This window comes from Shinella sp. (assembly GCF_049651085.1).
Classification (GTDB): domain Bacteria; phylum Pseudomonadota; class Alphaproteobacteria; order Rhizobiales; family Rhizobiaceae; genus Shinella.
Map to the genome: position 1 here is coordinate 136,469 of NZ_JBASBL010000016.1, position 17,664 is coordinate 154,132.

Genomic DNA, 17,664 nt, shown 5'->3' on the forward strand with positions numbered 1-17,664 from the left:
ATGCGCCGAACCAAGGCAGAGGCCAAGGAAACCCGCCAGCAAATCCTGCTGGCGGCCGAGCGGGTCTTCTACGAAAAAGGTGTCGCCCATGCCTCCATGGAGGATGTGGCGCGCGCCGCGGGGGTTACCCGCGGCGCCATCTACTGGCATTTCGCCAACCGGGCGGATCTGGTGCTGGAACTCTACAGTTCGCTTCCCCTGCCACAGGAAGAGCTGATCGCCCGCGAGCTGGAAGCGGAGAATGCCGATGTGTTCGGCGTTCTCGAGCGCGTCGGCCGGGAATGGATCGGGTTGCTTGCACAGGACGAACATCGCCAGCGCATCCTGTCGATCCTCCTGCGCTGCGATACGACCGGCGAGTTCGCCAGTATTTCCGAGCGACAGAACGATATCGACGACGAACACATGCAGGTGCTGGAGGCGGCCTTCGCGAAGGCGCAGCATCAGGGCCGGCTCTGCACCTGCTGGTCGCCCCGCTCGGCGGCTTCCATGCTGCGCTGGGTCATCAAGGGGCTTTGTTCGGAGTGGCTGTTGTTCGGCCGCAGGTTCGATATCGCTATCGAAGGCAATGAGGCGTTGCGGCGGCTGTTCGCCAGCTATTCCGCGCAAGCACGGTCAGGCTGAGCGGCCGCGCCAGGCCGCGAGCCGTTCGATCCAGTCCGCGCCGATCTGCCAGCGTTTCAGCACCGAGACGGGATCCTCCGCATCGAGCCGCGAGCAGATGCGGTAGACCTCCAGCACCTCCGGTGCCATGTCGCCGCGCTGGCAGAAATACATGGCCGCCGCATAGCGGGCGCGCCCGGACCATTCCGCGCCCGGTGGCATCGCGATGATCTCCCAGTTGCGGCGCGTTTCCTCGTCCATCTATTTCAAGCCCGGTGGCGTGGCCGTGCGGCGCGCAAGCTTGACGAAGGGGCGCGGCACGATCTTCGCCCGCTTCATCATCTTCTGATATTTCAACTCGCGCAACGCATAAATCTCGACCCAGAGGTCGTCCGTTATTCGCGATCCATAGGGTCGTTCGAGGCTGGCGATGGCAATGTTGCGCTTGGCCGTCGGCGACCAGATCGCGGCGGTGACGAGACCCGCTTCGCGCTTCTGGCGATGATAGACGATCGCGTGCTCGGCGGGAATATTTCCTTCTATTTCAAGGTCGACGAGGATGTGCTTCAGAGTTTGATTCCGCCGCGCGTCGAGGATCGCCCGGCGCCCGTTGAAGCTGGGCTTGTCCGGGTCGACGAGCCAGTCTAGGCCGATCTCGTCAGGCATGCGCACCCGGTCGGCGCGCAGCGCACCTTCGGCCGTGATGAAATCCGTATTGGCGACGATGAAGCCGGCCTCGATGCGCGTCTGGTTGAGCGCGCCGTAGCCGATGGCGCGGACGGCATGCTTCTCGCCGGCAGCCCACAGCCGGTCCCACAGGCTGAGGGCTTTCGCACGCGGCACGAAGAGTTCGTAGCCGAGGTCTCCGGTAAAGCCGGTGCGCGAAATCGTCACCTCGCCGCCATCGTGCGGGAAGGTGGCGATGTCGAAGGGCTTCAGCTTTTCAGCGTCGATGAAGCCTGCGTCGCGCAGCACGGCGTAGCTGGTCGGCCCCTGCAGGGCGAGGCCGGCGATTTCCTCCGTCTCCTCATGGACATCGACGGTAAAGCCGATGGCGCTGTCGAGCAGCCAGGGCAGGTGGCGTTCCTGGCAGCAGAGGCGGAATTCCTGTTCGGCCAGCCGGAACAGCGTGCCGTCGTCCAGCACATGGCCATGATCGTCGCACCAGGCGGTATAGTGCACGCGGTTGACGCCGAGCTTTCTGACATCGCGCAGCGTCAGGCGGTTGAGGTAGCGTTCCGCATCCGGGCCGCTGATGCGGTATTTCACCATCGGCGAAATATCGAACAGGGCGGCGGTGGAGCGGAGGGCGAAATATTCCAGCTCGCCGTCGAACAGCGAATGCGGCGCCTTGTAGCCGGCCCAGTTGTACCAGTCGTTGACCTCGCTCAGTGCCATGAGCCGTTCGTGGAAGGGCGTTTCCAGACGCGGCGTGCGGATATGGTCGTGCGCGGCGCGGCGTACTTCGGCGGCAGATTTCGTCATGGCGTTCATGGCTTGCCTCCCGAAAGGATGTGGCGGGCCGCATTCCAGCCCGGCAGGCCGGAAATGCCGCCGCCCGGATGCGCCCCGGCGCTTGCGAGATAGAGCCCCTCGATCGGTGTCGCGTAGCCGGAGGCAGCGCTGGTCGGCCGGTTGACGAGCAGCTGGTCGGCCTGCAACTCGCCGTGATGCCAGTGCCCGCCGGGCAGGTTGTAAGCGGCCTCGATATCGACCGGCGTCATGAGGCTGGCTGCGACGACGGACTTGCCGATACCCGGCGCATGGCGCTCCAGCGTCTCCAGCACGATCTTCAGGAAGGCGGGCCTGCCTGTCTCCCAGCCTGCCTTGAGCCGGTAGGGCGCGTATTGCACGAGCGCCGAAAGCGTGCAGCCGCCGGAAGGGGTAAGCGACGGATCGGCAAGGCTCGGCAACGTCACTTCCATCACCGGATCGCTGGAGAACTCGCCGTATTTCGCTGGATTGAAGGCCGTCTCGACCTGTTCCTTCGAGCGAACCAGCACGATGCGCCCGTTGCGTGCTTCGGCCGATAGGCCCGCGAAATCCGGTATGCGATCCAGTGCAAGATCGAGTTTGGCGACGTTGCCTTGGCTGCGCAGGTTCTTCACCGATCGAATGAAACCCGTGCCGCTTTCGGCGGGATCGACGAGGTGAAGGAAGGTGGTCTGCGGATGGATCGCGGAGACGACGACGGGGGCCGTGATCTCCGTTCCGTCCCGCATGACGACGCCGCTGGTGCGGCCGCGGTCGGCAAGGATGCGGCCGACAGGCATGCCGCACCGGATGGAGACGCCGGCCTTTTCGGCCGCGCGCACGAAGGCCGACGCAACCGAGGCCATGCCGCCTGCGGGCACGAACTGGCCGCCGGTCCGGCCCGCAACGTCGCCCGTGAGGCGATAGTAGAGGCCGAGCAGCGAGGTCGGCGAGCGCGGCCCAAGATGGATGCCGAGCGTCGCATCGAAGGCAAGCAAGCCCTTGAGGCTATCGTCCGTCAGGTATTCGTCGGCAATGTCGGCGACGTTCATCAGCAGCATGCGCAGGAAATCGCGGCCTTCGCTCCGGCCCTTGCGGATGAGGCCGAGGCCGGCGCCGGCGAAGGTGGAAAGGTCGCCCAGCGAAAGGACGCCGATCTGCGGCGGCGGGCGGCGCAGGAAGCGCTTGAGGATGCTCGCCTGGAAAATGAGTTTCGTACGCAGGGCGGTGAAGGCGGCGGCCTCTTCGGCGGCAACGCCGTCGACGCGCTCGCCGTAAGCCCCGTGCAGCGTTACGGCCTTGCCGCTGCCGTCCAGCACAGTGGTCGGCAGCAGCCTGTCGTCGCCGGTAAGGCCGAGGCCGATGTCGCGGGCGACCTCCGCGTCCAGCCGGTTGACGAGATGGGCAAGGCCGGCGGAGCGGAAGCCGGGGGCGAATTCGCGGCCGCGCATTGCACCGCCCGGTTCGTTCGCCGCCTCCAGAACCAGAACCCGCCGGCCGCCCCTGGCGAGGCGGGCGGCGGCGGCAAGGCCGTTGTGGCCGGCGCCGATCACGATGGCATCAAACGACGTCATGGGCTTTGCTCATCTGTTCGGGGGAGCGCTTGAGATCGCGCAGGATTTCGGCGGCGGCGTTGCGGCCGGGCGCACCCATCACCCCGCCGCCCGGATGGGTGGAGGAACCGCACATATAGAGCCCGGATATCGGGCTGCGGTATTGCGCATAGCCGGGCACCGGCCGGTTGAAGAGAAGCTGGTCGAAGGTCAGTTCGCCTTGGAAGATATTGCCCTCGGTGAGGCCCACTTCCGCTTCGATCTCGCGCGGCGTTCGCACCTCCATATGCACGAAGCGGTCACGGAAGCCGGGCGAATAGTCGGCGATCTGGCTGATGACGGATTCGGCGAAGGCGTCGCGGTCGGCATCCGTCCAGTCGCGGCCCTCCACCTTCGGCGGGCAATATTGCACGAAGCAGCTCATGAAGTGTCTTCCCGGCGACGTCATGGTCGGGTCGAGCAGGGTGGGGATCATCATGTCGAGGAACGGATCTGCCGACCAGCGCCCGGCCTTCCAGTCGTCATAGCCGCGTTCCATGCGCTCGATGCTGTCGGTGAAATGCATGTCGCCGCGAATGCAGCTGGATCCTTGCGGCAGCGCCGGGAATTCCGGCAGGCTGTCGAGCGCGATGTTCACCTTGCCGGAGGAGCCGCGCATCTTGAAGTGCCTGACCCGGTGAACGAAGTCGCCGGGAAGGCTCTCCTCGTCGACGAGTTTCAGGAAGGTGCGCTTCACATCGGCATTGGAGACGACGAGACCGGCATTCACCTCGTCGCCGTTCGCCAGCACGACGCCGGTGGCGCGGCCGCCGCGGGTCAGGATTTTCGAGACTTCCGCATCGGTGCGGATGGTGCCGCCGGCGGCCTCGAAGGAGCGGGCGAGGGCCTGCGTGACAGCGCCCATGCCGCCGCGCGCGTAGCCCCAGGCGCCGACCGAGCCGTCCACTTCGCCCATATAGTGGTGCAGGAGCACATAGGCGGTGCCGGGCGACATGGGGCCGAGGGCGGTGCCGATGATGCCGGACAGAGCCAGATAGGCCTTGATGACGTCTATCTCGAAATATTCATCGAGGAAATCGGAGATCGACATGGTCCAGAAGCGTAGCGTTTGCGCCATTTCGTGCGGGCTGAACTCGCCGAACTTCCTGGCGAGGTAGAGCAGTTCGGAAATGTCGCGCGGGCGAAAGCCGAACGGGTCGGGCGCGGTGCGCATCAGCAGCGGCTGGATGAAGCGGCACTGGCGCGTCACGTCGCGGGCATAGCGCTCATAGGCTTCGGCGTCGCGCCTGGAGTAGCGGGCGAATTCGCGGCGGTGGCTGTCATGGTCGCGGTAGGAGGCGAGATAGTCGCCGTCGCGGGTGAAGACGGCGCCGCCCTCATAGGCAATGACCTGGAGGCCGTGCTTCGGCAGTTCGAGATCGCGCATGATCTCCGGCCGGAAGAGGGAACAGACGTAGGAACAGTTCGAATAGAGAAAGCCGGGCGTCAGTTCGCGGCTGGTTGCCGCGCCGCCGACCCAGCCGTTCTTTTCCACGACCATGACATTGAGGCCGGCGCGCTGGAGATAACAGGCCGTGACCAGCCCGTTGTGGCCGCCACCGACGATCAGGGCATCGAACTTCTGCATTTGATGTCTCCCTTGTTGTCAAAAGCTGCATCAAAAGCAAAATGTTGTCCAGATATTCTGAATGATCATTCAGCAAGTATCTTGCAATCGCCTGATTATGCGCTAGAATTTCGATCCATGGAAAAGCGGCCGCAACAGCGGGGAAGCCATGGCGGAGAGTGTCGGGGGCGATGCGGCGGTCGAGCCGGAATATGACGAGGCGGCGATCCGCTTCCTCGCCGTCATGTGGGGCGAGGGCTATCTTTCGCCGGGCGGTCCTGCGGAAGTCGATCGCGTGCTGAGCGGCATCGATCTGGCCGGCAGGGACGTTCTCGATTTCGGCTGCGGCGCCGGCGGCATCACGCTTCACATCGCCCGGACCTATCGTCCGGCCGAGATCGTCGGCTACGATGTGGAGCAGCCGGTTATCGATCGCGCGCGGGCCGCCGCTGCCGTTCAGGGCTTTTCCTCCATTGCCCGCTTCGTGTCCGGCTCGCCCGGGCGCCTGCCGTTTGGCGATGGCGAGTTCGATGTCGTTTTCTCCAAGGATGCGATGATCCATGTGCCGGACAAGGAGGCGTTGTTCGAGGAGCTTTTTCGCGTGCTGAAGCCGGGCGGTGTCCTTGCCGCTTCCGATTGGCTGATCGGCCATGACGGGGAACCGAGCGCCGACATGAAGGGCTATATCGCGGCTGAGGGCCTGCATTTCGGCATGGCTTCGCCGCTCCGCTACCTGCGGGCGATGGCGGCGGCGGGGTTTGTCCATGCGGCCGCCGAAAGCCGCAATGCCTGGTATCGCGACGTGGCGCGCGGCGAACTTGAGCGCCTGAAGGGGCCGCTCTATGCCGAGGCCGTTGCGGCGGTAGGCGAAGCCTATGTCGAGAAGAACATCCGCACTTGGACCGCCATGCAGAAGGTTCTTGACAGCGGGGAGCATTGTCCCGCTCATCTGCGCGCCAGCAAGCCGGTCGAGGGAGTTCGCCCGTGACGGTCACGCTGAGAAATCTCAAAGGCAAGGTAGCGGTGAAGATGCGGGCAGGCGGGGCTGAACAGGGCTCGGGTGACGGCGAGAAAAGGGGGCGCAAGGCCTCCAAGGAAACACGGCGGCAACAGCTCATCGAGGCGACGATCGATTCGCTCGCCAAGCGCGGCTATTCGGATACCACGCTCGCCGATGTTGCCGATGGCGCCGGCCTGTCGCGCGGCATCGTCAACTTCCATTTCGAGAGCAAGGAAAACCTGCTCATCGCCACGCTGCAGTTGATGTCCGAGGAATATGCGGATCATTGGAACGCAGCGCTGGAGAAGGCGGGGCCGAGCTTTGCCGGTCGTCTCTGGGCGCTGGTGCTTGCCGATTTCGACCGCAAGATCTGCACCAAGCGCAAGCTGGCCGCCTGGTGCGCCTTCTGGGGCGAGGCGAAGTCGCGCCCGACCTACCAGGCGCTCTGCGGCGCGCGCGACGTCAAATACCAGGAGACCGTGATCTCGCTCTGCGCGGGGCTGAAGGCCGAAGGCGGCTATGCCTACGAAGTGGAGCCGATGGCGCTGTCGCTCTGCGCGATGCTCGAGGGCCTTTGGCTGCGCCTGATGATGGGCGACGGCACGACACGGGAAAAGGCGCTGGAGGCGGCCATCGCCTTCGTCGTCATCGCCTTCCCGATGCATCTCACGATCCAGGGACCGAAATCACGATAGGGAACCCGAAACGGGCAAGGAGCACGGCATGATGATTGCGAACACCGCCAAGACTTACCTGACAACGGCGCTAGCCGCCGCCCTTGCCCTCGGAGCCGCCTTTCCCGCCTTCTCCGCCGATACGCTCACCGTCTTCGACTGGTCCGGCTATGAGGATCCCGCCTTCCATCCCGCCTATACGCAAAAGCATGAAGGCTCGCCGGAATTCTCCTTCTTCGGCGATGAGGAGGAGGCGTTCCAGAAGCTGCGCTCCGGCTTCAAGGCGGATGTGGCCCATCCCTGTTCGCAGAGCGTGGTGAAGTGGCGCGAGGCCGGCCTGCTGGAGCCCCTCGATACGGCCAAGCTCACCGCCTGGAACGACATCCTGCCGAACTTCAAGGCAATGAAGAACCTGATGACCTCCGATGACGGCACGGCCTGGTTCATTCCCTTCGAATGGGGCAACACGGTTCTCACCTACCGCACCGATACCGTGAAGCCGGAGGAAATCGCCTCGCTGAAGGCCTTCGCCGATCCGAAGTTCAAGGACCGCGTGTCGATCGGCGACAATGTCGACGACGCCTACGCGCTGGCGAGCCTTGCCATCGGCCTCAAGGACTGGACGGCGATGACCGATGCGCAGTTTGCCGAAGCATCCGCCTTCCTGCGCGAGGTGCACAAGAACGTGCGGCTCTACTGGACCGACAACACGGATCTCAGCCAGGCGCTGGCGAGCGGCGAGGTCGACCTTGCCTGGGCCTGGAACGAGACGGCGACGACCTTGCAGGCCGAGAGCCAGCCGGTCGCCATCAAGAAGGATACGCAGGAAGGACTTTCCACCTGGGTCTGCGGTTATGTGCGCCTGAAGGGCGCGGAGGCGAGCGCCGACCTCGCCTATGACTATCTTAATGCCGTCACGGAGCCGGCTGTCGCCGCCTATATGGTCGAAAGCTGGGGCTACGGCCATTCCAACGCCAAGGGCATGGCCGCGGTCGATCCGAAAATCCTTGCCGAGAAGGGCTATGCCGATGTCGACGCCTTCGTCGCCAACACGCTCTTCCAGTCGCCGATGCCGACCGAGCTTCGGCAGAAGATGATCGCGGAATTCGAGAAGATCAAATCGGGGTATTGAGGCGGCGATTGCCTCTCATCCCGCTGCTGCCACCTTCTTTCTGCAAGCGGCGAGAAGGTGGCCGTCAGGCGGGATGAAAGGCCGCTTCACACCCGCGAGACCGGCGGATCCTCTGCCAGCAGCACGAAGGCGTCCGGGTCGTAGGCGAGGCGGATCTCGGCGCCGATCGGCAGGTCGTCCGCGCCGTAATTGTTCGTCTCGACCATGGAGAGCGGCTGTTCCAGCCCGTCGATGCCGACAGTCAGGTGCGTGACCTCGCCGAAATATGCGCGGTTTTCGATACGGCCGGCAAGTTCGTGCGGCGCGCGTTCGTCGTCCCACAGCAGGCGCAGCCGCTCCGGCCGAATGCCGAGGGTGACATGGCCGTTGGTCGGGGAAAAACCCTGCGGCTTTTCCAGGCTGACATTGCCGAAGCGGGCGGCGTCGATGGAGACGGCGTTGCCCTGTTCTCCGAGCACCTTCGCCTGCAGGAAATTCATGCCGCCGAGGAAGTCGGCGACCTTGCGGGTGCGGGGATGCTGGTAGATTTCCTTGGGGCTGGCGATCTGCGCGATGCGGCCGCCGAACATCACGGCGATGCGGTCGGAGAGCGCGAGCGCCTCGTACTGGTCGTGCGTGACGAGGATGAAGGTGATGCCGACGGCCTTTTGCAGCATGCGCAGCTCCACCTGCATTTCCTCGCGCAGTTTCTTGTCGAGCGCGGAGAGCGGTTCATCGAGCAGCAGCACCTTCGGCCGCATGACGAGCGCGCGGGCGAGCGCCACGCGCTGGCGCTGGCCGCCGGACAATTCGTGCGCCTTGCGCTGGCCGAGGCCGGAAAGGCGTACCTGATCAAGCGCATCGCCCACGCGCTTTCTTTCCTCTTCAGGCGAAAGCTTCTGTCGTTTCAGGCCATAGGCGACGTTCTCCGCGACGTCGAGATGGGGGAAGATGGCATAGCTCTGGAACACCATGTTGGTTGGCCGCCTGTTCGGCGGCAGGGCGAGGGAAGGCACGCCGTCGATGAAGATTTCGCCGGATGTCGGCGTCTCGAAACCGGCGATGGAGCGCAGGAGCGTGGTCTTGCCGCAACCGGACGGGCCGAGCAGTGAGAAGAACTCGCCTTCGCCGATGGACAGCGAGACGTCGTCCAGCGCCCTGTAGATGCCGTAGAACTTCGACACGTTCCTGATGTCGATCATCGCGCGGTCGGCCATGGGCGGCTCCTAGGGCAGCATATGCGCCATTTGCGTGCGCCGTTCGGCACGCCGGCGCAGGATTTCAGCAAGGGTGAGCATGAGGACGGAAGCGGCGAGCATGATCGTGCCCAGCGCCAGCACGCCCGGCAGTTTTGCGGCAAAGCGCAGCTGGCCCCAGATATAGACCGGCAGCGTCGGCTCCGTGCCGGAGAGGAAGAAGGCGAGGATGAACTCGTCGAGCGAGATCGTGAAGGTGACGAGGAGGCTCGAGACGATGGCCGGGGCGACGACTGGCAGCGTCACGCGCCGGAAGGTGCCGATGGCGGTTTCTCCGAGATCGTAGGAGGCTTCCTCCAGGCTGCGGTCGAAGCCCTCGAAGCCGGAGACCAGCACGGACATGGCGTAGGGCACGCAGAACACGGTCTGGCCGAGAATGACGGTGACGAGCGACAACTCGACCCCCATCGCCAGCACGATCATCAGCAGCGAGACGGCGACGATGATTTCCGGCAGGAAGAGCGGCGCCATGATGAGGCCGGTGGCGGCCCGCTGGCCGCGAAAGCGATAGCGCGTGATGGCGCGCGCCGCGCAGATGCCGAGGATGGTTGAAAGCAGCGAAACGGAAACGCCGACGATCAGGCTGTTCCAGGCCGCCTGCAACATGACCGAATTGCCGGCGAGCGAGGCGTACCATTTCGTCGTGAAGCCGGCGAGCGGGAAGGTGGTCGTGGCCGCATTGTTGAAGGAGAAGACCGGCAGCAGCAGGATCGGCAGGTAGAGAAACAGGAAATAGACCGCCACGTAGACCGGCAGGAACGGGATGAACCGCAGGCGCTGCGTCAGCACGCTCATCTGATCCTCCGCACGGTGAATTTCAGCGCGAGCACGAAGGCGGCCGCGACAAGCGAGACAAGCACCATGGTCGTTACCGACAGGGCGGCGCCGAGCGGCCAGTTGGCCGCCTTGCCGAATTGCGCCTGGATGGCGGTGGCGATCATCACGCCGTCCTTGCCGCCGACGAGGCGCGGCGTCACGTAGTCGCCGACGGTGGGGATCATCACGATCAGGAAAGCGGCAATGACGCCCGGCAGCGACAGCGGCAGCGTCACGCGGAAGAAGGCGCGCAGGCGGCTGTCGCCGAGGTCGCGCGCCGCCTCGATCAGCGTGCGGTCGACCTTCTGCAGCGAGACATAGATGGGCAGGATCGCGAAGGCCGCCCAGCTGTGCACCAGCGTGATGACGACAGCATTGGAATTGTAGAGGAGCGAGGTCACCGGCTTGTCGATCAGGCCCATCGAGATGAGGCCGGTATTCATGACGCCGCCATAGCCGAGAATGACCTTCCAAGACATGACGCGCAGCAGGTAGCTGGTCCAGCAGGGCACGGTGATGAGGAAGAGCCAGAGGTTCTTGTGCACCCCGCCATGGAACGAGATGAACCAGGCGATGGGGTAGGAGAAGACGACGGTAATGATGCTGACCGTCAGCGAGATCCATAGCGAGCGGATGAAGAGGTCGCGGTAGATCGGCTCCGTCAGGGCCTGCCGGTAGTTTTCCAGCGTGGAGGTGCGGTCGATGTCGAGATAGTTCTGGGTCCAGAAACTGTAGGCAAGGACGATGAGGACCGGGAGAAGGAGCACCGCCAGCGCATAGAGGAAGGTTGGCGATATCATGGCGAGGCCGCGGGCCTCTTCACTCCGCATCCAGGCCCGGGGCCTGACGGGAGAGGGTGTTTCAGCGATCGTATCGAACGCTGTCGCCGTCATCTGCCAGAACTCCAGCCACGACAACTCTCATAGAGCGTGAGATTTCCCGTTCTCATCTTCGCGCCTTTTCGGCTTCGTGTGTTCCCGAAACGAAGCATGCGCCTAAATCTGCGTTGAAATCAAGCCCCAGTTCTGCAATATTGATTGAACGAACATTCAATATGATTGGGAAATGTGAGATCTTTCATATTGTTGCTCGTGGAATCTTTTTCAGGAAGGATATGGAGAGGGACATGGCGGCAATTCCGAAGACGGCGAACGAGGGCATCCCCACCGACGAGGCGTCCGACGATCTCACCCGGCTTGCCGAGCGCCATCTGGTACAGCCATGGCCGGTGTCCGGCTCCATCGGCGCCGAGGCGCGCGGGCGGATCGAAGCGGGCGAGGGTATCTATGTGACCGACGCCGCCGGCCGAAGGCTGATCGACGGGCCTGCCGGCATGTGGTGCGTCAATGCCGGCCACCGCAACAGGGAGCTTGCCGAGGTCATGGCGGCGCAGGCCATGGAACTCTCCTACAATTCGCCCTGGTACACGACGAATGCGCCGTCGGCCGTGCTTGCCGCGCGGCTGGCGGCGCATGCGCCTGACGGCGTCGATCATGTGTTCTACACGACCGGCGGCTCCTCGGCGGTCGAGACGGCCTTGCGCTTCATGCAGTTCGCCAACAACGTGAAGGGCCGGCCGGAGAAGAAGCTGATCGTCTCGCGGCAGGGCGGCTATCATGGCTCGACCTATCTCTCGGCCTCGCTCAACGGCCGGCCGCGCGATCATGACTGGATGGACAGTGCGTCCGACCTCGTCGTCAAGCTCTCCTGCCCGGATCCGTTCCGTCGGCCGGCGGGTATGAGCGTTGAAGCCTTCTGCGATACGCTCGTGGAGGAGTTCCGTCAGGTCATCGAGGAGAGGGGGGCGGAGCGCATCGGCGCTTTCATCGCAGAACCCGTCATGGCTTCCGGCGGCGTCATCGTGCCGCCGCCCGGCTATCTCCAGCGCATGCATGCGATTTGCCGGGAAAGCGACATCCTCTTCATCGCCGACGAGGTGGTGACTGCCTTCGGGCGTCTCGGCCATGTCTTCGCGTCGAAGGACGTCTTCGATTTCGAACCGGACATGATCACCTTTGCCAAGGGCGTCACATCCGGCTATTTCCCGCTCGGCGGCGTGATGATCGCCGGCCGGCTCTTCGAGGAACTGCGCCGCTCGAACCATTCCGAAGCGATGTTCGCGCACGGGCTCACCTATTCCAGCCATCCGGTCGGCTGCGCGGTGGCGCTGAAGAACCTCGACATACTGGAAGGCGGATTGCTGGAGCATGCGCGCGCGGTATCGGATCATTTCCAGCATAGTCTGAAGGCGCTGGAGGACCTGCCGCTGGTCGGCGAGGTGCGCGGTCTCGGGCTGATGGCCTGCGTCGAATGCGTTGCCGACCGTGTCAGCAACAATCCGCTGACGCTCGACCTGGAAGTTGGAAAACGCATCGACAGGCACTGCCAGGAGCTTGGCCTGCTGGTGCGCCCGCTCATCAGCATGTGCGTGATGTCGCCGCCGCTCACCATCTCCGCCGCCCAGATCGACGATATGGCGGCGATCCTGCGCAGGGGCATCGAACTGACGATGGACGATCTGACCCGGGAAGGGCTCTGGAAGGGCTGAGCCTGGGTGAGGTTTTGCGGCTTTGCCGGCAGTCTGGAGGCCCGCAGAAGCGGGCCTCCTTTTTTCGCGGCGGGTGGTGGCTGGTCTAGCCTTTCAGGCCTGCATTGACGCCTGCCATCTCCTTCTCCTCCGGCGCATTCTTCAGCGTCACCACGGGCAGCACCTTGCGCAGGTGATCGTGATGGGTGCGCACGCCATATTCGAGGTCGGACAGGTAGAAGCCGGCAAAGGCGTTCGAGGTCATCGCCTCGTTCGACCAGACGGTGAGTTGCACGTCCTCGGCTTGCGTATCGCGATCGATGCGGAAGGCGAGATAGCGGGCCAAGCGTTGGGCGCGGTCCTCCTCGCGGTAGCGGTAGATGCCGCCGCGCAGCAGCGTCTTGCCGACGGCGACCGGAAATTCCTGGTAGAACTGCACGGTTTCCGGCGTCACGGCGATGACGCAATTCGGAAAGAGGCCGAAATAGATCCAGGCCTTGCGCAGCCGCCCCGGCAGGCGCGGATTCTCCGGCGAAATCCTCACATAGTTGCGCACGCTCCAGCGCCGGCCGGCATGGGGATTGTAGGTCGCGAAGGAGCGACACAGGCCATCGATGAAGGGCTCGTCGTAATAGGTGGAGCCGTAGAGATCCTGCAGGGCCGGGTGCGCCATGGCGACATGGTAGCCCTCGTTGTCGACGTCGCGCACGGACTTCCAGTTGACGGGGGAATCCTGCGTCCAGATATCGCCGGCCGGCACCATTTCCTGCGAGCGGTAGTGCGACAGCTCCTCCTCGAAGGGCTTCATCAGTTCGGCGACGGAGGGTTGCGGACCGGGCGCGAAGCGGATGAAGACGAAGCCCTGCCAGATCTCGCATTCGAGCGATTTCAGCGCGAACTCGTCCTTGTCGAGCGGCGGGAAGCTCTTCGGGCGGGCGGCGCCGCGCAGGGTGCCGTCGAGATTGTAGACCCAGCCGTGGAAGGGACAGACGAGCGCGTTGCGGCATGAGCCCTTCTCGTCCGCGACAAGGCGGGAGCCGCGGTGACGGCAGATATTGTGGAAGGCGCGCACCTCGCCGTCCTGCCCGCGCAGGATGAGCGCGCGCTCGCCGACGACATCCATGGTGAGGTAGTTGCCGGGCTCCGGGATGTCGCTGACGTGGCAGGCGATCTGCCAGTGCTCGCGGAAGACATGCTGTTTCTCAAGCTCGAGCAAGGCGGGGCTATGGTAACACCAGCCCGGAAGTCCGCTCCTGTCCCAGTCGCTCGGAACGGATATGTCGCGGATCATCTCGTTCATGGTGCTCCCCTTGTTTTGCTGAACGTTCATTCAATAAAACCATATTTTTCCTTAAAATGGAATAGGTTGCGGAAGGACGTGGTTTTCAGAACGGCAAATCCCCGGCCGCAGGGCAGCCGGGGAACAGCGAACTTTCCGGAAAATCCCGGTGGCGCCAGCGCTTAACGGCAGACCTTCACGCGCTTGACGACGCGGTGGCCCCACTTGTTGTAGCGCTTGATCTTCTTCCAGAAGCAGTGGCGGTGGTGGCCATAGTAATGGCTGACATGGCCGCCGTGATGGCCGCCCCAGCCATGGCCGCCGCCAATGCCGAAATAGAAACCACCGGCCTGCGAGGGCGCTGCGAAGGATAGCGCTGCGACGGTCGCGACAACGGCGGATAGAATGAATCTGCGCATTTTCGGTCTCCTCTCTTCCAGGGATCGGATGATCCATTTCATCCGGTAGGATCACTCTGGCAGGAGAGGGAGCCGGGCGTTGTTCCGGCGGGAACAGGCGCTTATCTGTCGAGTTCCGGGTAGTAGCGTTCCATGTAGCCTGGCCGGAGCTTTTCACCCATCATGCAGTCGGCCGGCTGTCCGGCTGCGCTGACCACGCGGGTGGGCGGCTCGGCACCGCTGACTTCAAGGATCAGCTTGCGACGAATGGCGACGGAGAAATCCTCCGGTTCCTGCACCGGCAGCACGAAGGCGCCGGGACCGCCGATCACGCAGTTGGAATAGTAGTCGTCGAGCGACCCATAGGCGGCGGAGGGGCGGATCATGATCGCAAGGCCGTTGATGATGATGCCGAGGGCGGTCGCCGCATCGCGCGCGGGTGTGACCGGGGCCCCGAAATTGTTCGGGCCGTCGCCGGAAATGTCGATGACGCGGCGCATGCCGGAATAGGGGCTGGCGTCGAAGAGCTTTGCCCCATAGGCGATGGCGCCGGAAATCGAGGTGCCGCGACGGGTGGCGATCGGGCGCGCTTCCAGCAGGGCGGCAAAGGCGCTGGCGTCCTCGGGGCCGGAAATGATCCGCCAGGAAATGTAGGAATTGTCGCGGATCGTGCCGGCCCATTCGAAATAGCTGATGGCGATCCGGCCGGTCAGCCCGTCTCGCACGGCATCGACGAATTCGGGATGGCGGAGCGCTTCCACATAGCCGGCGCGCTGCACCTCGGCTTCCTCCAGATCCATGGAGCCGGAGACGTCGACCGCCAGTACCAGTTCCACATCCACGTCTTCTGTAGAGGTCGCGGCGATTTCGGCGCCGGCCGTCAGGCTCATCAGCAAGGCAAGCGTCGTCAGCATGACCATCACCCATCCGTGCATATCCCATCGTCAAATATAGCACGCGTGGCGGGAAGATTGGATGCGCGTTCTTCAAAAAATCGGTGAATGGCGGCCAAGAGCGGCGGCGGGCTGCAACCAAGCTCCGTGCGTGCGAATTGACATTGGGCGGCTGGACCTGAGGGCCTGCGACTTCTATTTCTTGGTCTGCCTGCGCGACGGGCGGCCGGCCGCCGCGTGATTGTGCGGGGGCCGGTTTCTGGAGGATCTACCATGGCAAGTGCGTTTCCGATCCTGACCTTCCTCGCTATCCTTGCGGCGGCGCTGAATGCGGGGCTGTTCTTCATCTTCTCCGTCTGCATCATGGCCGCCTTCGCGCGCCTTTCGCCGGCAGAGGGTGCGGCGGCGATGAATGCCGTCAATGTCGTCATCCAGAATCCGTGGTTCTTTTCGGCGTTCTTCGGCGCAGCGTTGTTGTCGCTGGTGCTGGCGGTGCTCGGCTTCACGCAGGGCGGGGCTGGCGGGCTGATGGCGGCAACGGGCGGCATCGTCTTCCTCGTGGCGGTGATCGGCGTGACGATCGTCTTCAACGTGCCGCTCAACGACGCGCTGGCCGCCGCCCCCGCAGGCAGCGCCGAGCAGGCCGCCCTCTGGCAGCGCTATCTCGACGTCTGGACGATGTGGAACCATGTGCGCACCATCGGCTCGCTTGCCGCCGTCGCGCTCTTCGCCTGCGCCCTCCGGCAGGGCGTTTCCCTCGGCTGAGGGCGGGCTGGCGCTTGCCCGTGCGGCCTGCTAGCTCTTGCATCTCACGATTGCCGGAGCCGACCTTGCAGGACATCACCGATCTTTCCGCCCTTGCTCTTTCCGCCGCCATCGCCGAACGCCGGCTCGACTGCCGAAGCGTCATGGCGGCCTTTCTTGCGCGGATCGGGGCGATCAATCCGCAGATCAACGCCATCGTCAGCCTGCGGCCCGAGGAAGACCTCATGGCGGAGGCAGAGGAAGCCGACCGGGCGCTGGCGGCGGGAAACCATCGCGGCTGGCTGCACGGCATTCCCTTCGCGGTGAAGGATCTTGCCGAGGCCAAGGGCATCCTCTGCTCCTTCGGCTCGGCGAACTATGCCGATTTCGTGCCGGACTATGACGATTTCCATGTCGAGCGCATCCGCGCGGCCGGCGCCATCGTCATCGGCAAGACCAACGCGCCGGAAATGGGGCTCGGCTCGCACAGCTACAATCCGGTCTTCGGCGTTACCCGCAATCCCTATGACAGGACGAAGAGCGCCGGCGGTTCCTCCGGCGGGGCCGCGGCGGCGCTGGCCGCCCGTCTGCTGCCGGTCGCCGATGGCAGCGACATGATGGGATCTTTGCGCAACCCCGCCGCCTTCAACAATGTCGTGGGCTTCCGTCCGTCCTTCGGCCGTGTGCCGTCGCTCGGCAACGAACTCTTCCTCGGCCAGCTTGCCGTCAACGGCCCGATGGGCAGGAGCGTTGCGGATGTCGCGGCGCTTCTGGCGACACAGGCCGGGCACGATCCGCGCGATCCGCTGTCCCTGGCCGATGAAGACCTGTCGCTCGACGCAGGCCGCGACCTGTCCGGCGCCCGTATCGGCTGGCTTGGCGATTTCGGCGGTTATCTTGCCTTCGAGCCCGGCGTGCTGGAACTTTGCCATGCGTCGCTTGATGCCTTCCGCCGGATGGGCTGCGTGGTGGAAGAGGTGCCGCCGGGCTTCGACATGGACCGGTTGTGGCAGACCTGGCGCACGCTTCGCCACTTCCTCGTCGCCGGCGGGCAGGCGGCGGACTATGCCGATCCGGCAAGGCGGGCGCGCATGAAGCCGGAAATGATCTGGGAGATCGAGAACGGCCATGGCCTTTCGGCGGCCGATGTCTATGCCGCCTCGCTCGGCCGCAGTGACTGGCATCGCCATGTCGCAGGCCTGTTCGACCGCTACGATTTCCTTGTCCTGCCCTCCGCCCAGGTCTTCCCGTTCGCCGCGGAAATCGACTGGCCGAAGGCGATCGACGGCCGGGCGATGGATACCTACCATCGCTGGATGGAGGTGGTGATCGGGCCGACGCTCGCCGGGCTTCCCGTCGCCGCCATGCCGGCCGGTTTCGGGGCGAACGGATTGCCCGCCGGCATCCAGATCATCGGCCATCCAAGGGGTGACCGCGCCGTGCTTGCCGCTGCCGCTGCCTATGAAAAGGTGACCGACTGGCTCGGCCGGCAGCCTGCGTTCTAGGCAAGCCGGGCCTTGCGGACACGCGAGCGCCGCATTTTTGTGAAAGGGACGCGATGCCGGGTTTGAGGGCCGCCCGGAGAATTCCTTCAAAAACACGAGGCGTCGTTTAGGAATTGCTTACCATATTTCGTCATTCTTTGCTCGTTCGGCAGAGACGGAGGACGCGTGTTCCCGCCTGCCGCCAGCGTAACGGCTCTCGGAGCGTCATTTCCGCGGCCGCGTCGAG

General features: G+C 64.4%; 17 protein-coding genes. 7 read left to right on the forward strand and 10 right to left on the reverse strand.

Translation table 11 applies throughout. The annotated features are described in order from the left end of the window. A complete protein-coding gene (locus WA950_RS09410; RefSeq protein WP_424551450.1) occupies nucleotides 1-624 on the forward strand; it encodes a TetR family transcriptional regulator in 624 nt (207 codons plus the stop codon). Here the strand turns inward: WA950_RS09410 and WA950_RS09415 are convergent. Genes WA950_RS09415 through WA950_RS09430 form a run of 4 tightly spaced genes read right to left on the reverse strand, consistent with a single transcriptional unit; the run spans nucleotide 616 to nucleotide 5,256 of the window. Then, nucleotides 616-864 (reverse strand): hypothetical protein, encoded by a 249-nt coding sequence (locus tag WA950_RS09415; RefSeq protein WP_424551451.1) that lies wholly within the window; start codon nucleotides 862-864, stop codon nucleotides 616-618. The two genes, WA950_RS09410 and WA950_RS09415, sit on opposite strands and share 9 nt — an antisense overlap. Then, entirely contained in the window at nucleotides 865-2,097 is a 1,233-nt protein-coding gene (locus WA950_RS09420) for an aminomethyltransferase family protein (protein ID WP_424551452.1), read from the reverse strand. Further along, nucleotides 2,094-3,650 carry a phytoene desaturase family protein gene (locus WA950_RS09425; protein WP_424551453.1) on the reverse strand — a complete coding sequence of 519 codons (1,557 nt, stop codon included), beginning with the start codon at nucleotides 3,648-3,650 and terminating at the stop codon, nucleotides 2,094-2,096. The genes WA950_RS09420 and WA950_RS09425 overlap by 4 nt, the downstream gene beginning before the upstream one ends. After that, nucleotides 3,637-5,256 (reverse strand): phytoene desaturase family protein, encoded by a 1,620-nt coding sequence (locus WA950_RS09430; protein WP_424551454.1) that lies wholly within the window; start codon nucleotides 5,254-5,256, stop codon nucleotides 3,637-3,639. The genes WA950_RS09425 and WA950_RS09430 overlap by 14 nt, the downstream gene beginning before the upstream one ends. Before the next feature lie 148 nt (nucleotides 5,257-5,404). Here WA950_RS09430 and WA950_RS09435 point away from each other — a divergent pair, with 148 nt between their 5' ends. From WA950_RS09435 to WA950_RS09445, 3 genes are read left to right on the forward strand one after another with little or no spacing between them, the layout of a single operon-like run. After that, the gene (locus tag WA950_RS09435) at nucleotides 5,405-6,223 is read left to right on the forward strand and encodes a class I SAM-dependent methyltransferase (protein WP_424551455.1); all 819 of its coding nucleotides are present in this window, start codon (nucleotides 5,405-5,407) and stop codon (nucleotides 6,221-6,223) included. 41 nt (nucleotides 6,224-6,264) lie between these two features. Continuing rightward, nucleotides 6,265-6,930: a TetR family transcriptional regulator C-terminal domain-containing protein gene (locus WA950_RS09440; protein ID WP_424551519.1), complete on the forward strand. Its 666-nt coding sequence runs from the start codon at nucleotides 6,265-6,267 to the stop codon at nucleotides 6,928-6,930. 31 nt (nucleotides 6,931-6,961) lie between these two features. Then, the gene (locus WA950_RS09445) at nucleotides 6,962-8,041 is read left to right on the forward strand and encodes an extracellular solute-binding protein (RefSeq protein WP_424551520.1); all 1,080 of its coding nucleotides are present in this window, start codon (nucleotides 6,962-6,964) and stop codon (nucleotides 8,039-8,041) included. A gap of 86 nt (nucleotides 8,042-8,127) precedes the next feature. Here the strand turns inward: WA950_RS09445 and WA950_RS09450 are convergent, their stop codons facing one another. The 3 genes from WA950_RS09450 to WA950_RS09460 are packed head-to-tail and all read right to left on the reverse strand — an operon-like array spanning nucleotide 8,128 to nucleotide 10,985. Beyond that, on the reverse strand, nucleotides 8,128-9,222 hold the full coding sequence (locus WA950_RS09450; RefSeq protein ID WP_424551521.1) for an ABC transporter ATP-binding protein: 1,095 nt from the start codon (nucleotides 9,220-9,222) through the stop codon (nucleotides 8,128-8,130). 24 nt (nucleotides 9,223-9,246) lie between these two features. Beyond that, the gene (locus WA950_RS09455) at nucleotides 9,247-10,071 is read right to left on the reverse strand and encodes an ABC transporter permease (RefSeq protein WP_424551456.1); all 825 of its coding nucleotides are present in this window, start codon (nucleotides 10,069-10,071) and stop codon (nucleotides 9,247-9,249) included. Continuing rightward, entirely contained in the window at nucleotides 10,068-10,985 is a 918-nt protein-coding gene (locus tag WA950_RS09460) for an ABC transporter permease (RefSeq protein ID WP_424551457.1), read from the reverse strand. The genes WA950_RS09455 and WA950_RS09460 overlap by 4 nt, the downstream gene beginning before the upstream one ends. A 233-nt stretch (nucleotides 10,986-11,218) precedes the next feature. Here WA950_RS09460 and WA950_RS09465 point away from each other — a divergent pair, with 233 nt between their 5' ends. Further along, on the forward strand, nucleotides 11,219-12,640 hold the full coding sequence (locus WA950_RS09465; RefSeq protein ID WP_424551458.1) for an aminotransferase: 1,422 nt from the start codon (nucleotides 11,219-11,221) through the stop codon (nucleotides 12,638-12,640). Between the two features lie 85 nt (nucleotides 12,641-12,725). On the opposite strand, the gene WA950_RS09470 is transcribed toward WA950_RS09465, so the two are convergent. The 3 genes from WA950_RS09470 to WA950_RS09480 form a co-directional block, all read right to left on the reverse strand. Beyond that, nucleotides 12,726-13,919 carry an aromatic ring-hydroxylating oxygenase subunit alpha gene (locus WA950_RS09470; RefSeq protein WP_424551459.1) on the reverse strand — a complete coding sequence of 398 codons (1,194 nt, stop codon included), beginning with the start codon at nucleotides 13,917-13,919 and terminating at the stop codon, nucleotides 12,726-12,728. Between the two features lie 161 nt (nucleotides 13,920-14,080). After that, complete coding sequence (locus WA950_RS09475; RefSeq protein WP_424551460.1) at nucleotides 14,081-14,317, reverse strand: hypothetical protein; 237 nt, start codon at nucleotides 14,315-14,317, stop codon at nucleotides 14,081-14,083. Nucleotides 14,318-14,418: 101 nt separating this feature from the next. Then, nucleotides 14,419-15,210 (reverse strand): DUF1194 domain-containing protein, encoded by a 792-nt coding sequence (locus tag WA950_RS09480; protein WP_424551461.1) that lies wholly within the window; start codon nucleotides 15,208-15,210, stop codon nucleotides 14,419-14,421. Nucleotides 15,211-15,462: 252 nt separating this feature from the next. Here WA950_RS09480 and WA950_RS09485 point away from each other — a divergent pair, with 252 nt between their 5' ends. Both WA950_RS09485 and WA950_RS09490 read left to right on the forward strand, forming a co-directional pair. Then, complete coding sequence (locus WA950_RS09485; protein ID WP_424551462.1) at nucleotides 15,463-15,954, forward strand: DUF1772 domain-containing protein; 492 nt, start codon at nucleotides 15,463-15,465, stop codon at nucleotides 15,952-15,954. 65 nt (nucleotides 15,955-16,019) lie between these two features. Further along, nucleotides 16,020-17,438, forward strand: coding sequence for an amidase (locus tag WA950_RS09490; RefSeq protein WP_424551463.1), 1,419 nt, complete (start codon nucleotides 16,020-16,022; stop codon nucleotides 17,436-17,438). The last annotated feature ends 226 nt before the right edge of the window (nucleotides 17,439-17,664 follow it).

What these genes read in the sequence shown, in the direction of transcription:
- WA950_RS09420 (WP_424551452.1), bottom strand. Translation starts at nt 2,097, where the DNA reads ATGAACGCCATGACGAAATCTGCCGCCGAAGTACGCCGCGCCGCGCAC.
- WA950_RS09440 (WP_424551519.1), top strand. Translation starts at nt 6,265, where the DNA reads ATGCGGGCAGGCGGGGCTGAACAGGGCTCGGGTGACGGCGAGAAAAGG.
- WA950_RS09475 (WP_424551460.1), bottom strand. Translation starts at nt 14,317, where the DNA reads ATGCGCAGATTCATTCTATCCGCCGTTGTCGCGACCGTCGCAGCGCTA.
- WA950_RS09415 (WP_424551451.1), bottom strand. Translation starts at nt 864, where the DNA reads ATGGACGAGGAAACGCGCCGCAACTGGGAGATCATCGCGATGCCACCG.
- WA950_RS09455 (WP_424551456.1), bottom strand. Translation starts at nt 10,071, where the DNA reads ATGAGCGTGCTGACGCAGCGCCTGCGGTTCATCCCGTTCCTGCCGGTC.
- WA950_RS09485 (WP_424551462.1), top strand. Translation starts at nt 15,463, where the DNA reads ATGGCAAGTGCGTTTCCGATCCTGACCTTCCTCGCTATCCTTGCGGCG.
- WA950_RS09450 (WP_424551521.1), bottom strand. Translation starts at nt 9,222, where the DNA reads ATGATCGACATCAGGAACGTGTCGAAGTTCTACGGCATCTACAGGGCG.
- WA950_RS09430 (WP_424551454.1), bottom strand. Translation starts at nt 5,256, where the DNA reads ATGCAGAAGTTCGATGCCCTGATCGTCGGTGGCGGCCACAACGGGCTG.
- WA950_RS09445 (WP_424551520.1), top strand. Translation starts at nt 6,962, where the DNA reads ATGATTGCGAACACCGCCAAGACTTACCTGACAACGGCGCTAGCCGCC.
- WA950_RS09410 (WP_424551450.1), top strand. Translation starts at nt 1, where the DNA reads ATGCGCCGAACCAAGGCAGAGGCCAAGGAAACCCGCCAGCAAATCCTG.
- WA950_RS09460 (WP_424551457.1), bottom strand. Translation starts at nt 10,985, where the DNA reads ATGACGGCGACAGCGTTCGATACGATCGCTGAAACACCCTCTCCCGTC.
- WA950_RS09465 (WP_424551458.1), top strand. Translation starts at nt 11,219, where the DNA reads ATGGCGGCAATTCCGAAGACGGCGAACGAGGGCATCCCCACCGACGAG.
- WA950_RS09435 (WP_424551455.1), top strand. Translation starts at nt 5,405, where the DNA reads ATGGCGGAGAGTGTCGGGGGCGATGCGGCGGTCGAGCCGGAATATGAC.
- WA950_RS09470 (WP_424551459.1), bottom strand. Translation starts at nt 13,919, where the DNA reads ATGAACGAGATGATCCGCGACATATCCGTTCCGAGCGACTGGGACAGG.
- WA950_RS09480 (WP_424551461.1), bottom strand. Translation starts at nt 15,210, where the DNA reads ATGCTGACGACGCTTGCCTTGCTGATGAGCCTGACGGCCGGCGCCGAA.
- WA950_RS09425 (WP_424551453.1), bottom strand. Translation starts at nt 3,650, where the DNA reads ATGACGTCGTTTGATGCCATCGTGATCGGCGCCGGCCACAACGGCCTT.